Annotated in this window: 14 protein-coding genes; 8 read left to right on the plus strand and 6 right to left on the minus strand. The window is 72.7% G+C overall.

All coding sequences use genetic code 11. The annotated features are described in order from the left end of the window. The first annotated feature begins 869 nt into the window (after positions 1 to 869). Both ACIQUR_RS24380 and ACIQUR_RS24385 read left to right on the plus strand, forming a co-directional pair. Entirely contained in the window at positions 870 to 2,201 is a 1,332-nt protein-coding gene (locus tag ACIQUR_RS24380; RefSeq protein WP_403667888.1) for a DNA cytosine methyltransferase, read from the plus strand. Between the two features lie 72 nt (positions 2,202 to 2,273). Continuing rightward, positions 2,274 to 2,744 carry a very short patch repair endonuclease gene (locus tag ACIQUR_RS24385; protein ID WP_403667891.1) on the plus strand — a complete coding sequence of 157 codons (471 nt, stop codon included), beginning with the start codon at positions 2,274 to 2,276 and terminating at the stop codon, positions 2,742 to 2,744. Positions 2,745 to 2,790: 46 nt separating this feature from the next. Here ACIQUR_RS24385 and ACIQUR_RS24390 read toward each other — a convergent pair whose 3' ends face one another. Next, positions 2,791 to 3,765, minus strand: a complete 975-nt coding sequence (locus ACIQUR_RS24390) for a hypothetical protein (protein WP_403667893.1) — start codon at positions 3,763 to 3,765, stop codon at positions 2,791 to 2,793. Positions 3,766 to 4,320: 555 nt separating this feature from the next. Then, complete coding sequence (locus tag ACIQUR_RS24395; protein ID WP_403667896.1) at positions 4,321 to 4,869, minus strand: GNAT family N-acetyltransferase; 549 nt, start codon at positions 4,867 to 4,869, stop codon at positions 4,321 to 4,323. A 308-nt stretch (positions 4,870 to 5,177) separates the two neighbouring features. Here ACIQUR_RS24395 and ACIQUR_RS24400 point away from each other — a divergent pair, with 308 nt between their 5' ends. Then, positions 5,178 to 5,354: a hypothetical protein gene (locus ACIQUR_RS24400; protein WP_403667899.1), complete on the plus strand. Its 177-nt coding sequence runs from the start codon at positions 5,178 to 5,180 to the stop codon at positions 5,352 to 5,354. 63 nt (positions 5,355 to 5,417) lie between these two features. Then, complete coding sequence (locus ACIQUR_RS24405; protein WP_403667901.1) at positions 5,418 to 5,762, plus strand: hypothetical protein; 345 nt, start codon at positions 5,418 to 5,420, stop codon at positions 5,760 to 5,762. Positions 5,763 to 5,936: 174 nt separating this feature from the next. Here the strand turns inward: ACIQUR_RS24405 and ACIQUR_RS24410 are convergent, their stop codons facing one another. Continuing rightward, positions 5,937 to 7,355, minus strand: a complete 1,419-nt coding sequence (locus tag ACIQUR_RS24410; protein ID WP_403667904.1) for a DUF445 domain-containing protein — start codon at positions 7,353 to 7,355, stop codon at positions 5,937 to 5,939. Positions 7,356 to 7,479: 124 nt separating this feature from the next. Here ACIQUR_RS24410 and ACIQUR_RS24415 point away from each other — a divergent pair, with 124 nt between their 5' ends. The 3 genes from ACIQUR_RS24415 (at position 7,480) to ACIQUR_RS24425 (ending at position 10,953) form a co-directional block, all read left to right on the plus strand. Continuing rightward, positions 7,480 to 8,922 (plus strand): GDSL-type esterase/lipase family protein, encoded by a 1,443-nt coding sequence (locus ACIQUR_RS24415; protein WP_403667907.1) that lies wholly within the window; start codon positions 7,480 to 7,482, stop codon positions 8,920 to 8,922. A 149-nt stretch (positions 8,923 to 9,071) separates the two neighbouring features. Further along, positions 9,072 to 9,878: an isocitrate lyase/phosphoenolpyruvate mutase family protein gene (locus tag ACIQUR_RS24420; protein ID WP_403667910.1), complete on the plus strand. Its 807-nt coding sequence runs from the start codon at positions 9,072 to 9,074 to the stop codon at positions 9,876 to 9,878. Positions 9,879 to 9,999: 121 nt separating this feature from the next. Beyond that, positions 10,000 to 10,953, plus strand: a complete 954-nt coding sequence (locus ACIQUR_RS24425; protein ID WP_403667913.1) for an EamA family transporter — start codon at positions 10,000 to 10,002, stop codon at positions 10,951 to 10,953. A gap of 85 nt (positions 10,954 to 11,038) precedes the next feature. Here ACIQUR_RS24425 and ACIQUR_RS24430 read toward each other — a convergent pair whose 3' ends face one another. Further along, the gene (locus ACIQUR_RS24430; protein ID WP_403667916.1) at positions 11,039 to 12,178 is read right to left on the minus strand and encodes an alpha/beta hydrolase; all 1,140 of its coding nucleotides are present in this window, start codon (positions 12,176 to 12,178) and stop codon (positions 11,039 to 11,041) included. Positions 12,179 to 12,391: 213 nt separating this feature from the next. Next, on the minus strand, positions 12,392 to 12,835 hold the full coding sequence (locus ACIQUR_RS24435) for a MarR family winged helix-turn-helix transcriptional regulator (protein WP_403667919.1): 444 nt from the start codon (positions 12,833 to 12,835) through the stop codon (positions 12,392 to 12,394). 136 nt (positions 12,836 to 12,971) lie between these two features. On the opposite strand from ACIQUR_RS24435, the gene ACIQUR_RS24440 reads away from it, so the two are divergent. Beyond that, entirely contained in the window at positions 12,972 to 13,985 is a 1,014-nt protein-coding gene (locus tag ACIQUR_RS24440; protein WP_403667922.1) for an SMP-30/gluconolactonase/LRE family protein, read from the plus strand. A gap of 145 nt (positions 13,986 to 14,130) precedes the next feature. Here ACIQUR_RS24440 and ACIQUR_RS24445 read toward each other — a convergent pair whose 3' ends face one another. Continuing rightward, positions 14,131 to 14,376, minus strand: coding sequence for a hypothetical protein (locus ACIQUR_RS24445; protein ID WP_403667925.1), 246 nt, complete (start codon positions 14,374 to 14,376; stop codon positions 14,131 to 14,133). Positions 14,377 to 14,600: the final 224 nt, after the last annotated feature.

Here is a 14,600-nt window from a genome sequence, read left to right on the forward strand (position 1 = left end):
TGGTTCATTGCCTTGCCAAGCGGGTAGCAGGGGGTAGCAGTCCTGGGACAGCGGGACCTCCAGCAGGAGCCATTGCGGGCTTGGCTGGGGGCAGGACCAAGGTGGCCGTCAGCGACGGAGAGAAAGAAGGAGTAACGGGTTCACCGGCCTGCAGCTCCTGGGTGCGCCGATGTTCTGCGTCATCCGCCGGACAGCACGGGCCATCACGGGCGGCCGCCATCTCAGATGGTTGCCAGTCCCGGATGGCGACACGTCACCCTGGCGCACCGGACTGCGCCTGTGACTGCATTCATCCTCAGCTTGACCACTGCTTAGCAACCCCCGCCCGAATTGCTTCCGATCTCGTTTGTGCCGGCAGTTCGGACCAAGAGGAGCAAATTCGACATTCCCAAGAGGACTCGGACTGCCAGGCCTTGAACTCGAGACATGCAACCTCTCAGCGAGAGGATCAGTCTTCACCAGGTGTGCCGCCGCGATCGCGCGCGCGGTCCACAACTTCGCGGCCGACCGGGACCTGCAGAGCCTGGACTGCACCACCACCAGGGCCCGCCGAAACGGAGACTCCGGTCCCGGTGCTCGCAGGCCCTGGCGCGATCGGCTAAGTGCTTCAGTTCGCACGAAAGCTGGAGCCCGTGGGAAGAATCCCTGACCACCCGGGTCCAGCAGCCTGCGACCATGGCGGAGGAGCCCGCGATTGCTCCGGGGCTCACTCTGAGGGCATCGCCGGGCTGTTCTGGCATCCGCGGCGGCGGACGGGCGATGGGTGCCGGACCCATGCCGCACCCCCACAACCCCATCAGAAACTTCATGTGAGGATGGCACCTGGCGTAGTCTGCCAGACTGCCCGTGCCGCACATGAGGAGAACCCGATGACCGCCCGGCGGACTCGCCCGACGTTCGAAACACCGCTTCTCTCCGTTGAGATCTGCGCTGGCGCCGGCGGGCAAGCTTCCGGACTCCACGAGGCAGGCTTCGATCACCGCGCCCTAGTCGAGTGGGACTCCCACGCGGTAGAGACTCTGAAGCTGAACATCGGGTCTTGGGCCGGCTGGAACGAGGACAAGATCGGATCGCTTGCTTCGGCAGACGTCAGGGATTTCCTCTCTTCTCCAGAGTTCAAAGCCATCAAAGACAGTGGAGACACCATCGACCTGCTCGCCGGAGGAGTCCCTTGCCCACCGTTCTCGCTGGCAGGAAATCAGCTCGGACCCAATGACGAACGCGACCTTTTTCCGGCGATGCTGGAGATCGTCGCATCCCTGCGCCCGCGCGCCATCATGATCGAGAATGTCCGCGGAATCCTGGAGCCTCCCGAGGTATTCATTGAATACCGTCGAGAAATCCTCGAGAAGCTCCGCGAGTATGGTTACGTCATCCCCGAGATCCGGAAGACGGACTCTCCTCAGCAGCAAGACCTTGCGATGCGACGCGTTTGGCGCCGCCTGGACGCGCCCGAATTCGGGGTTCCGCAGCTACGCCCGCGCGCCATTCTGGTGGTCATCCACAAAGACGTACCTGGCGCGGAAAGCTTTGCATGGCCGGTCAGAGACGCACAGCCAGGCAAGGACCTGTTCGAGACACTCAAGGAGTCCATGCTCACTCGCTGCAAGGAGTACTGGAAAAAAAACAAGTACGGCATGCCGGCCGAGGCCGGGGATCCGACCGGCGAGGATGTCTACAACAAGTGGCTGACAGAATCACAGAAGGCAGCCAAACGTGGAATAACGGTGGCGCCAACACTTGTCGGCGGGTCCCGGAAGCACGGTGGAGCAGACTTGGGCCCGACGCGCGCCAAGCGAGCGTGGGAGGCCCTCGGCATTGATGCCAACGGCGTCGCCAATGACCCGAAGGACTGTGTCCCGGAGCGGGACCTGTTCCGGCCCGCGGGCCCCATGCTCACCGTTCAACAGGCAGCAAGCGTCCAGGGCTTCAGGGACTGGAAGTTCAGCGGCGGCAAGACCGCCCAGTACCGCCAGGTCGGCAACGCCTTTCCGCCTCCTGTCGCCGAGGCCGTGGGCCGGGCGATTGCCGCCGTTCTACGACCTGCGCAAAGGGACGAGCTGCTCGCTGGCTACGAGATTGAGGGAGGGCGCCAGGTCCAGGGGTCCTCAAGTGATGCGTTCCTTTTCGCCGAGGACATCCTGGTCGGGAGCCCGACAGAGCCAGTGGCGGCCGCGCCTGCACTAGCCGAGGTGCACTAGCACCTGACAAGAGGAATTGGGCGCTTGGGTCACGCGGATCCACCAAGGTCCGATCCGGAAGGATGCTTCTTCATGCCACAGGAAGACTGGGTTGCCCCTGCCGGTTCCTGGGCCTCATCTGCGGCCCGGCGCCGGAACATGCAGGCCATCCGGAGCCGTGATACCAAGCCCGAGCAGCTGGTGCGCCGACTCGTGCACGCGCAAGGGCTCCGCTACCGAGTCTCAGCCAAACCCCTGCCGGATTTCCGCCGCACGGCTGACATGGTCTTCAGGCCGACGAAGGTCGCAGTCTTCATCGACGGCTGCTACTGGCACGGCTGCCCGGAACACTACGTGGCACCGAAGACCAACCCGGGCTACTGGTCGGACAAGGTGGCCCGGAACATAGCCCGGGACCGCGATACCGACCGGCAGCTCGAGGAAGCGGGGTGGACCGTGCTCCGCTTCTGGGAGCACGAAGCACCGGAGACAAGCGCCAACGAGATCGTGCTCACCGTGAACCGGCTCCGACATAAGCCAGAAGACGACACCGGGCCGTCGTGATCTCCGGAGGCTGAGATCGAGGACCCGGTTCGGCAGCGTCGTCCCGTCACGGAGACAAAAGCGGCAGCTGGAGTTGGGTGTGGCCTCGGGCGTGGATGGTGAGGGGGGTGGGGCGGGTGGTGGTGAGGGTGAGGAGGGTGCGGAGGGCATCGACGACGAGGGCGGGGGCGTCGCGGAGCATCGAGGGGGTCGCGCTGGCCACCAGGACGCCGTGGGATTCGAGGCGGAGGCGGCGCAGGAGCGTGGCGTGCCACGAGTCGCGGGTGTAGTGGTACTCCGCCGAGTCGACCTCCAGCGCGACGCCCTCGTCCGGCCAGTACGCGTCCGGGGTGGCCAGGAAGGTGCCGTCCGGGGTGTAGAGGCGGGCGTTCCAGAGCGGGGGCGGGAGGTCGGAGGCGGCGAGGGCGTCGCGTGCCCTTCCCTCGGCGATCGAACGGACGCCGGCCAGCAGTTCCGTGGCCGCGGCGCGGGTGGCGGGGCGGTTCAGGGCGCGGGCGGCGCGTAGCTCGGCGTGCAGGTCGTGCGGGTGGACCCAGCCGGACTGGACGGTGTTGGCCAGTACGGAGCGGACCTGGTCGGGGTCGGTGGCGCGCAGGGCGTAGTCCGCCGCCGCACGGACCGGCCGGGTGACGGGGATGCCGTCCACGGTCATCGTGACCGGCCAGCGGGTGGTGGGCATCGGGCGTACGTACCCGGTCGCCCGGAGCGTGCGCGGGGCGCGGATCAGGACGTCCACCGGGGTCGCGGGGGCGTCGCGGATGCCGAGCAGCGCGAGTGCCGCACCGCCGGTGAGGGCCGCGGCGGCACCGGAGAGGGGCTCGGCGTCGGCCGGGGCCGCGTACAGCACCGCCGCGAGGGCCCGCTGGCGCGGGTCGGGCGGTCCGGTCTGGAGCAGGCATACGCGGGGCAGCGGCCGCTGCCAGGGCCCTCCCGGGCGAGTACGGCGGCTGATCGTGCCCCCGGCGACACCGGCCCGCCGCAGCTGCTGGGTCGTGGCGAGATTGAGCTGCCGGCGCGCCACGGGGTGCGGGCCCCGTGCCGTGGCTGGTGCGGGGGCGAACACCCCGCCGCCGGCTGGTGCGGGCGAGGATGCCCCAGTGAGGGCCGACGCGGAGACCCCTGCCCCGCCGGCGGCCTGCGCGGGGCACAGTTCTCCGCCGGTGGCCGGCACGGAGGTGGACGGCCCGCCGACGGCCTGCACCGGGGCCACCGCCGCCCCTCGGGTGGGTGCCCGGTCCACGTCCGTCCCTTCGAGGGGTACCCGGTCCACCGCCCGCCCTCGGGAGGGTGCCGCCATCCCGTGGGCCGGTGCCGGCTCCGGCTCCGGGGCTCCGGCGGGGGGCGCTGACCGCGCTCGTCCCGGTGCCGTTGCCCGTCGGGTTCCGTTGCCGGGGGCCGGTCCTCGGGTGCGGCCCGGCCCCGGTGCCGGGCCGCGTGCCCTGGTGCGTTCGGGCGCGGAGGTACCGGAGGTGGCCGTGCGGGTGTCCGGGTGGTCCGGTGTTGCCCCGGGGGGCGCCGGCTCGGGGTGCGTGTTGTGGGTGATCATGCCCGCGGTATGCCCCGTGCCGGGCGGGGGTCATGCCTGGGGCCGGGCTCCGGGGTGGTCCGGGGCGAGGAAGACCAGGACGCCGTTCGCCGTACCGGGGAGCGGGGGCACCTCGTGCCAGCCCAGGCGCCGGTACGTCGCCACCGTGTCCGCGGCCTTGCGCGCGGTCAGCAGCCAGGCCCGGCCGTCCGGCGCGTCCGCCGTGATCTCGGCCAGCAGCGCCCGGCCGGTGCCGTGCCCGCGGGCGTACGGGCGCACCGCGAGTTCGTCTATCTCCAGGGCCCCGACCAGCAGCTCCGTCACCCGGTCCGCGCCCAGCTGCGCCGCGACGCTCCCGTACGCGCGGCCGCCCGGGAACGGCGCCCGGGTGAGCCACGCGGTCGCGAAACCGTCGACGCCCGCCGCCGACTGCGCCAGCGCGGTGCGGAAGCCGGCGCGGCGCACGTCGGCCTGGAGTCGGCCGCCGAACTGGCGAATGGTTTCTTCATCCTCGTTCCACGGCGGGGCGGAGAAGACCTCGGCGTACGCGTCGACCAGTTCGTCCGAGAGGTCGAGGACGGCCGGTCCGTAACAGATCACGTGTGTACTCCCTGCGCGGTAAGCGCCGGTTGGGCGGCTTGGGGCGTTTCTCCCCCCTCTCGGAGAGCGAATCTACGCCGGGGCGGTTCCCCGGGGGCCAGGTCCGCGGATCCGGAGGGTGCGGGGCAAATCCGACTTCTGTACGGCGGTCCCGAGCTGGCCGTTTCCGGACCTCGTCCCGGCCGGCCGGCGTAGCGCCGTCCCGCCCGCGCCGCACCCCGTATCGCAGTCGTCGCCCGCGCGTTGAGTGGGTGTCAGACCGACATTCGTACGTACGACGAGCCGGAGCACCCATGTCCCAAGGCCTGTTGACCAGACTCCTGCTCGGCGTGGGCGGCTGCGCCGTGGCGTTCCTGCTCGTGCTCGGACTGATGTCCCTGCTGCCGCCGACGGTCCAGGACGCGGTGCCGGACTCCGTGCTCGGCGGCGCGGTCCTCGTCCTCGGTCTGGCCGGCGGCCTCCGGGCGGCACGGCGTCCGCGTTAGCCTCGAAAGCCTCGGATGTTCCGAATGCGTCCGAGGAACCTGATCCCAGGGAGGGGATGGACCATGGCGCGGATTCCCACGGCAGCGGTGACCGCCGGCGGGCTGGTCGGCGGCTACGCCGTCGCACGGTGGACGCGGAGGCGGCCGCTGGGCGGCGCGGTACTGGCCGCCGCCGGAGCGGTGGCGGCGCGCGAGTGGCAGCGGTACGCGGGCGTCCCGGCCGCCGCCGCGCTGGGCGGACTGTACGTGGCCGGCTTCGCCGGCTCGCACCCGCTCGCGAAGAAGATCGGCGCCTGGCCCGCCGTACTGGCCGCCGCCGGCGTCGTCTCCACGGCGGCCTGGCTGGTCTCCGACCGGCTGCCGTCGGGGGACGAGGACTGGTCCTGCGAGAAGCCGGAAGAGCTCTGACCGGCTGACGGCCTCACGGGCCGAGCGGGGGCGGGGGCGGCGGAGGCGAGGCAGGGCGGGCCAAGCGGGGGCGGGGGCGGCGGAGGCGAGGCAGGGCGGGGCAGGCCGGGGGCAACGGCGGTGAGCCGCCACAGAACAGCCAGAACAGCCGCCCCCGCCGTCCCGCTCCACCCCCTACGCCCCCACCGCCCGCGACACCGTGTAGATCAGCAGACCCGCCAGCGCGCCCACCACCGTGCCGTTGATGCGGATGAACTGCAGGTCGCGGCCGATGTGGGCCTCGATCTTGCGGGAGGTGTGCTCGGCGTCCCAGCCCGCCACCGTGTCCGTGATGAGGGACGTGATCTCGGCGCGGTAGTTGGTCACCACGTACACCACCGCCCCCTCCGTCCAGCCCTCCACCTTCGCCTGCAGCCGGCCGTCGGTGGCCAGCCGCGCGCCCAGCGACATCAGCGAGGACCGCACCCGCAGCCGCAGCTCGCTGCGCTCGTCCTCCGCCGCCGAGATGATCATCGAGCGGACCGCGGACCACGCGGAGGCGATCACGTCCTGCACCTCGCCGCGCCCGATCAGCTCCGTCTTCAGCCGCTCGACGCGCTCCCGCGTCTCGGTGTCCGACTGGAGGTCCGCCGCGAAGTCGGCCAGGAAGCGGTCCACCGCCCCGCGCGCCGGGTGCTCCGGCATGTCCCGCATCTCGGTGACGAAGCGCAGCAGTTCCTTGTAGACCCGCTCGCCCACCTTCTTGTCGACGAACCGCGGGGTCCAGCCGGGCGCGCCGCCCTGCACCGCGTCCATCACCGAATCCGCGTGCGTGACCAGCCAGTCGTGCGCCTTCACGCACACCAGGTCCACGACCCGCCGGTGACCGCCGTCGGTCACGACGCGTTCCAGGGTCTTGCCGACCGCCGGCGCGATCTCCGCGCTCTCGGCGCGCCGCGTGATCGCCTCGCCCACCACCGCCTGGACGTCCGAGTCCCGCAGCACCGTCAGCGCGCCGCGCAGCGCCGTGGCCAGTTCCGCCGTGACGCGGTCCGCGTGCTGCGGCTCGGCCAGCCACGCGCCGAGGCGGCCGCCGATCCCGAGGGCGTGCAGCCGGGCCCGTACGACGTCCGAGGAGAGGAAGTTCTCGCCGACGAACTCGCCGAGCGACACGCCCAGCTGGTCCTTCTTCGTCGGGATGATCGCGGTGTGCGGGATGGGCAGGCCCAGCGGCCGCCGGAAGAGGGCGGTGACCGCGAACCAGTCGGCCAGCGCGCCGACCATGCCCGCCTCGGCCGCGGCAGCCACGTAACCGGCCCAGGAGCCCGCGCCGGAGTTCTGGGCCCACTTCGCGAGGGCGTAGACGACCGCGACCAGCAGCAGCAGCCCGGTGGCCGTCGCCTTCATCCGGCGCACGCCGCGCCGCTTCTCCTCGTCCGCGGCGCTGTACGCGAAGACCGCGCGCCCGCCCCGCGGCGGCCCGCCTGCCCCGCGCTCCGCCTCGTGCCGCGCCCCACGTGCCGGCGTACCCGTGCCTTCCACCGTTCTCCTGCCTTCCCCCGCCCCCCTGATGGCGCTGCGGCCCGCTCCCGTACCGTCGTGGTTCGTACGCATAGCATCTGGTCGCAGTGCCACTGTCGCCTACTTGACCGACTCCCGGGACGCGCCACGAGTTCCCGGAATCGCCCATTCCGGCGTACCGCACCCCCGCACCCGCCACCGGAGGAGAGCCCCGCGCATGACCGCCCCGAGCCCAGGCCGCTTCAATTCCCGGCAGCGCCGGAGCCTGCTCGGCGCCCTGGTGGCGCTGGTCGTCCTCGGAGTGGCGGGGATCTTCACGGCGGTGCTCTCCGGCGTGTGGGGCGCCGACGGCGACGACCCGCGGGGCGCCGGCCGCAACTCCGGCCGGACCGCGGGCCCGGTGGACCGGGGCGGCGCGCTCGCCCCCCACTGGGTCGGCACCTGGTCGGCCGCGCCCGTCGGCCCCGAGCCGGACACGTACCTGCGCGGCCACTCCGGCCGCACCTTCCGCAACGTGGTGCGCGCCGGCATCGGCGGCGACCAGGTCCGCATCACCCTCTCGAACCTGTACGGCGAACAGCCCCTGCGCATCGCCAGCGCCACCGTCGCGCTCGCGGCCGGGGCCACCACCCCAGCCGCGGAGCGGGGCTCGCTGGCGCCGCTGACCTTCGGCGGCGCGGCCACGGTCACCGTCCCGCCCGGCGACGAGGTCACCAGCGACGCCGTCGGCCTGCGCGTCCCGGCGGACACGGACCTGCTGGTCAGCACGTACGCACCGGAGTCGGCGGAGCCGGGCGGCCCGGTCACGTACCACCCCGGCTCGCGGCAGACCTCGTACGCGGCGGACGGCGACCGTACGCACGACGAGTCGGGCGACCCGTACGACGCCCGGACCACCGCCTGGCGGCACCTGGTCGCGGTGGACGTGCGGACGGACCGGACGGCCGGGGCGATCGTGGCCTTCGGCGACTCGATCACGGACGGCGCGATGTCCTCGGTGGACGAGAACCGGCGCTGGACGGACGTACTGGCCGACCGGCTCCGCAAGGGCGGGGCCGACGAGCAGTCCACCGCGGACACCGGCACCGACATCACGACCGGGACGGGCCCCGGAACGGGCGGCGGAACCGGAGGCGGGGCGGGGAAGGGCGGTACCGCGACGCCCCGCCTGAGCGTGCTCAACGCCGGCATCAGCGGCAACCGCCTGCTGCGCGAGGGGGTCGGCCCGAGCGGTCTCGACCGCTTCGACCGCGACGTGCTGTCCCGCGCGGGGGTGCGGGTCGTGGTGATCGAGCTCGGCATCAACGACATCGGCCGCACCGCCCGCCCCGCCGAACCCGAGAAGATCGTGGCCGGCCTGCGCGAGCTGACCGAACGGGCGCGCGCCCGCGGGCTGCTGGTGGTGGGGGCGACGCTCACCCCGTACGGCGGGCACAAGAGCTACTCGGCGGAGGGCGAATCGGTTCGCCGCGCGGTGAACGCACGGATCAGGGCCGGTGAGGTCTTCGACGCGGTGGTGGACTTCGACCGGATCCTGCGCGACCCCGAGGCCCCGGACCGGCTGCGCGCCGAGTACGACTCCGGCGACCACCTGCACCCGGGCGACGCGGGCTACCGCGCGATGGGCCGGGGCTTCGACCTGAAGCTGCTGAAGTCCTGAGGGAACCGCCGGACAAGGCCGGAGACACCTCACCACTCCCCAGGCACCGCACCACCGCTCCCCCGGCACCGCGCCACCACCCCAGGGCCCCCACCTATCCGTCGGAAAACCGCCAGCGCCCGGCCCCCTCACCTGATGGACTCGGACGCATGACCACCACCTCGGCCGCACAGGCCTTCGCCGCCCTGCACGACCCCGCCGCCCCGCTCCGCCTCGCCAATGCCTGGGACGTGGCGAGCGCCCGCATCGTCGAGGCCGCCGGCGCGCCCGCCGTGGCGACCACCAGCGCGGGCGTCGCCTGGAGCCTCGGGTCGCCCGACGGCGACGTACTGGGCCGGGAGCGTGCCGTGGACCTGGTCCGGCGGGTCGTCGCGGCCGTCGGCGTACCGGTCAGCGCGGACATCGAGGGCGGCTTCGGGGCCGATCCCGACGGCGTCGCCGAGACGGTCGCCGCCGTCGTGCGGGCGGGCGCGGCCGGCATCAACATCGAGGACGGCCCGCGCGACCCCGCCGACCAGGCCGAACGCCTCGCCGCCGCCCGCGCCGCGGCCGGTCCGGAGCTGTACGTCAACGCCCGCGTCGACACGTACCTGTTCGGCCTCGGCGAGCCCGGCCCGGCCCGCCTCGACGAGACCCTCCGCCGCGCCGAGGCCTACCTCGCCGCCGGCGCCAGCGGGATCTTCGTGCCCGGCACCACCGATCCGGCCGTCGTCGCCGAGCTGGCCAAGGGCATTCCGGCCCCGCTGAACGTGCTCGTCGGCCCGGGCGCGCCGAGCGTGTCCGAGCTGGGCGCGCTCGGCGTGGCGCGGGTCAGCCTGGGCTCGTCCGTCGCCGAGGCCGCGTACGCCGTGGCCCGGCGTGCGGCCGCCGAGCTTCTGGCCTCGGGTACGTACGGGGCGGTGGCGGACGGCCTCGAGTACGGCGACCTGAACGCCCTGCTGCGCGGCGACGCCTGAGGCTCGTGGGGTTGGCGGGACGGGCGATCCGCCCTCGACGGGGGCTCGAACCCGGCCATCCCTGCCCGATAGCGGGCAAAAATCTCGACTCCGGCCCACCCGGTCCCTAGGATTCCGCGTCATGCGCACAACAAAGGACAGCCCCGCCGCCCTCGCCACGGCCTCCCCCGCACGGCACACCGGCGGGGCCGTCTGGGGCGCCCTGCTGATCGTCTACGTGGTCTGGGGCTCGACGTACCTCGGTATCCGCGTGGTCGTCGAGACCGTGCCGCCCTTCCTCTCCTCGGGCGGCCGGTTCCTCGTGGCCGGCCTGCTGATGACCGGCCTGATCGCCTGGCGCTTCGGCCCCGGCGCCCTCCGCGTCACCGGGCGGCAGCTGCGCTCCGCGCTGCTGGTCGGCCTGCTGCTGCTCCTCGGCGGCAACGGCCTGGTGGTCCTCGCCGAGACCGCGGTGCCCTCGGGACTCGCGGCGCTGCTGGTGGCCGCGGTGCCGATGTGGGTGGCGGTCTTCCGGGCCGCGACCGGCGACCGACCGCCCGCGCGGACCCTGACGGGGGTCGCCGTCGGCATGGGCGGGCTGGCGGTGCTGACCCTCCCGGGACTGAGCGGCGAGATCAAGCTGTGGGGCGTGGTGCTGATCCTGATCGGCACCGTGATGTGGTCGCTCGGCACCTTCTCCTCGGCGCGGCTGCCGATGCCGAAGAACCCGTTCACGGCCAGCGCGTACGAGATGCTGGGCGGCGGTGTCGCCTCGCTGGCCGTGGCGTTCGTACGGGGCGAGCAGCACGGGTTCTCCTTCGCCGAGGTGTCCACCCGGTCCTGGGTCGCCTTCGGGTACCTGATCGTCTTCGGCTCGCTGGTCGCCTTCTCCGCGTACGCCTGGCTGCTCCAGTCGGCGCCGCTCTCGCTCGTCTCGACGTACGCGTACGTCAACCCGGTGGTGGCCGTGCTGCTCGGCGCGCTGATCCTGGGCGAGGCCCTGACCTGGCCCATCGTGGTCGGCGGCGCCATCGTGGTGGCCGGCGTGGTGGCGATCGTCAGCACGGAGCGGCGCGGGCGGACGGGCACCTCGTAGCGGAGGCGGTGCGGCCCGCCCCCCGTTCAGCCGGTCCCGGTGCGGCCCGCCCCCTGTTCAGCCCGCCCCGGTCACCCCGCCCCGGTCACCCCTCGGCGGACGCGGCCGGGTCGGGGACCGGGGCCTGGAGGACCTTGCTGATCCACTCCAGCGACCCCTCCCGCATGCCGCGCACGTAGTCCTTGCCGTTGTGGGCGCCGCCCTGGATCACCCGCACCGTGGTGTGGACCGGCCCCCTCCCCCAGTTCCGCACGAACCGGTCGAGCTTCTCCTTGCCGGTCTCCTGGGTGCCGATCTGGAAGTTGACGTAGACGTCCGGCCCCCGGCGGTCGATGATCCGCTGGGCCAGCACCTCCGGGTCGTTCTCCCGCTTCTCCTTCTCGTGCCCTTTCCAGAGCGGCGAGTCGGGCGCGGTCTCGGGCCCGCTGGCGATCACCGCCTTGAACCGCTCGGGGTGCGCCATGACCTGCTTGAGTCCGACGTAACCGCCCGAGGACGAGCCCATGAAGGCCCAGCCGTCACGCGAGACGAAGGTGCGGAAGTTGGCCCTGACGAAGTCCGGGACGTCCTCGGCCATCCAGGTGCCCATCTTCGGGTGGCCGGGTATGTCGGAGCCGTCGTAGTAGAACTTCCGGTCCGGGTTGATCACCGGCATGACCACGATGAACGGCAGGCTCGTCCCCGCCTCCACCCCGTCGGCCACGGCCTCCTGGAGGCCCAGGTCGGTGCCCATCCAGTAGTTGGTGGGGTACCCGTGGCCGCCGGGCAGGGCGATGAGCACGGGGAAGCCGCTCCTGGCGTACCGCGGGTCCTTGTACTCCTTCGGCGTCCACACCCACACGTCGCCGGTGAAGCCCGACTTGCCGCCGTGCAGGGTGGTCCTGCCGATCTCGGTGCCGTCGGGCAGCCGGTTGGCGCGCACGAAACGCGCCTCCGGGCCGGTGGGCAGGGACACCTCGGGTCCGGCGGGGCGGCGGGCGGTGCCGTCGCCGACGGCCGTCTCGTCGGCGGCGTTCTGCTGGTTGAAGGACATCGGCTCGCCGTTGTCGGAGAAGGCGTCGAGCCGGTACGCGAGCACGCCGCCGCCCGCGACCAGCGCGGCGGCGACGACGCCGGCCACCCAGGCGGTGCGCCGGTTCCGGCGGCGCCTGCGGTCACGGCGCCCTCCGGCCGCCCGCGCTGGGTACGGATCGGACGGGCCTCCACCACCGGGGTACTGCTGCACGGACCTTGGCTCCTCAGGACAGAACGGACGAGAAGGGACGAGATGTCCCACCCAGCCTGATGAGCAAAACGCCACACGGGTTGCAGAAGGTGACGAAGGCCCCAGCACCCACCACACCGGCCCCCTGCCGGCCCCACCGCCCCGGACCGCCGCCAGGTCCACCGGCCCCGGACCGCCGCCCGCCAGGCCCCGCGGCCCCCCGCGGCCCTGCCCCTACTCCGGCCGCACCCCGTCCAGTACCGCGGCGCACCGCCCCAGCATCTCCGTCAGCGCCGCCCGCTCCGCCTCCGTGAACTCCCCGGCCAGCGCCCGCTCCACGCGGATCGCCGCCGCGTCGGCCTCCGCCAGCACGGCCGCGCCCGCCCCGGTGAGCCGGGTCTCCAGCACGTTGCGGTGCCACTCGTGCGGCGTGCGCTCGATGAGCCCGCGCTCCTGGAGGTTCTTCAGCACGGTGTTCATCGTGGGCGGCGTGACCCCGCAGACGCGGGCCAGGGCGGCCGCCGAGATGCCCGGGTTCTCGTCGAGCGAGAGCAGGGCGGCGTACTGCGGAACCGTTACTCCTGCCGGCTTGAGCGTGGCGTGCTTGGCCGCCTGGAGGGCCTGCTCGGCCCGCTTGACGTGGAATCCGAGGCGCTCGGCGGCGGGCATGGAGGTCATCTCCGCATCGTAACGGCCGTGCGCACGCGACACCCCCGCATGACGATAAGACCATTGACGATCATTAGAGTTCTAATCTACATTCGCACCGATCCGAAAAGAAGAACAAGAAGAGCGAAAGAACCGAGAGGCCCCCATGCGCTTCCGCACCCTGGCCGCCACCACCACCGCGCTGCTCGCCACCGCCCTGCCCGCGCTCACCCCGACGACCGCCCTCGCCCGGCCCGCGGACCACCGCACGGCCCCCGCCGCCCCCACCGTCACCACGGCGTACGGCCTGCCCGGCGCGGCCGTCTACCCGGAGGGCATCGCCGCCGACCCGTACACGGGAGCGGTGTACGCCGGCTCGTACGCGGACGGCACCGTCTACCGCGCGATACCCGGCCGGCCCACCGCGGAGGTCTTCCTCCCCGCCGGCACCGACGGCCGCCGCACCGCCAACGGCCTCAAGGCGGACCCGCTCGGCAGGCTCTGGGTCACCGACTCGACCAAGGGCGTCGCGGTCTACGACGTACGCACCCGCCGGCTGCTCGCCCGCTTCGACGTCCCCGGCACCGCGCCCCGCTTCGTCAACGACGTCGCCCTCGCCCCCGACGGCACGGCGTACCTCACCGACAGCGTCCGCGAGGTGGTCTACCGCGTCACCCCGGCCGACTTCGCCTACGCCCGCACCCACGGCGGCACCGGCGAACTCACCCCGCGGTACGACCTGTCCGGCACCCTGGAGCCCCACCCCGCCGGGACCTTCACCCTCAACGGCATCGTCGCCGACCCCGCCGGCCGGTACCTCCTCGTCGTCGACATGACCGGCGGCGACCTCTACCGCATCGGCCTGCGCGACGGCACGGTCCGCGCGGTGGCCCTGACCGGCGCCGACATGGCCCACGCGGACGGCCTCGACCTGCGCCACGGCACGCTGCGGGTGGCCCACAACACGGTCAACACCCTCACCCGCTGGCAGCTGAACCACGACGGCACGGCCGCCCGCCTGGTCCGCACCTTCACCGACCCCTCGCTGGAGATCCCCACCACCCTGGTCCACACCCGGGGCCGCACCCTCGTGGTCCGCTCCCAGTTCGACAAGGGCGGCCCCCTCGGCGCCCCCGGCACTCCCGGCCCCTTCACGATCGCCGCGGTGACGGGCCTCTGAGCCACACCCCCGCCCCCACAGGAGGGGGCCGGACGCGGCAACGTCCAGCCCCCTCGGGGTACGGCCGGAAAGCCTCCGGAGCGGTCGGCAACACTCCGGAACGGTCAGAGACCCATCAGGTGCTCGGGCCGGACCGGCGTCCTGTTCAGCTCCAGACCGGTCGCCGCCCGGATCGCCGCGAGCACGGGCCCTGCACGGTGCCGCCCTGGATCTGCCCCACGACCGACAGCAGGTTGAGCGCCTTGCCGACGTCCTGCTGAAGACCGAGGGACTCGGGCTGACCCTGCTCCTCGCCCGCGTCAGGGAACTGATAGCCGATGCGCGGTGCGCGCACGACCAGGCGAAGGCCGCCCTGAACGACCTGGCCCGCCGGCTGCTCGACCTCCTGCACGGCAACGTGGGCGTCTTCGCCTTGCGGCACCGCATCGCCCGCATCGAACGCCGACGGGTCGCGACCTGTCCCGCCTGGAAACCCGCCTGGACTTCCTGGCGGCCCTCCGGTGCGGCTGACCGGCCCGGAAACGCAGAAAAGCCCCGCACCAGAAGGTGCGGGGCTTTCCCACAATGATTGTTCGGCGGCGTCCTACTCTCCCACAGGGTCCCCCCTGCAGTACC

Source organism: Streptomyces sp. NPDC101132 (assembly GCF_044759225.1).
In the GTDB taxonomy this organism is placed as follows: domain Bacteria; phylum Actinomycetota; class Actinomycetes; order Streptomycetales; family Streptomycetaceae; genus Streptomyces.

What these genes read in the sequence shown, in the direction of transcription:
- ACIQUR_RS24380 (WP_403667888.1), top strand. Translation starts at nt 870, where the DNA reads ATGACCGCCCGGCGGACTCGCCCGACGTTCGAAACACCGCTTCTCTCC.
- ACIQUR_RS24385 (WP_403667891.1), top strand. Translation starts at nt 2,274, where the DNA reads ATGCCACAGGAAGACTGGGTTGCCCCTGCCGGTTCCTGGGCCTCATCT.
- ACIQUR_RS24405 (WP_403667901.1), top strand. Translation starts at nt 5,418, where the DNA reads ATGGCGCGGATTCCCACGGCAGCGGTGACCGCCGGCGGGCTGGTCGGC.
- ACIQUR_RS24410 (WP_403667904.1), bottom strand. Translation starts at nt 7,355, where the DNA reads ATGCGTACGAACCACGACGGTACGGGAGCGGGCCGCAGCGCCATCAGG.
- ACIQUR_RS24415 (WP_403667907.1), top strand. Translation starts at nt 7,480, where the DNA reads ATGACCGCCCCGAGCCCAGGCCGCTTCAATTCCCGGCAGCGCCGGAGC.
- ACIQUR_RS24420 (WP_403667910.1), top strand. Translation starts at nt 9,072, where the DNA reads ATGACCACCACCTCGGCCGCACAGGCCTTCGCCGCCCTGCACGACCCC.
- ACIQUR_RS24425 (WP_403667913.1), top strand. Translation starts at nt 10,000, where the DNA reads ATGCGCACAACAAAGGACAGCCCCGCCGCCCTCGCCACGGCCTCCCCC.
- ACIQUR_RS24435 (WP_403667919.1), bottom strand. Translation starts at nt 12,835, where the DNA reads ATGACCTCCATGCCCGCCGCCGAGCGCCTCGGATTCCACGTCAAGCGG.
- ACIQUR_RS24440 (WP_403667922.1), top strand. Translation starts at nt 12,972, where the DNA reads ATGCGCTTCCGCACCCTGGCCGCCACCACCACCGCGCTGCTCGCCACC.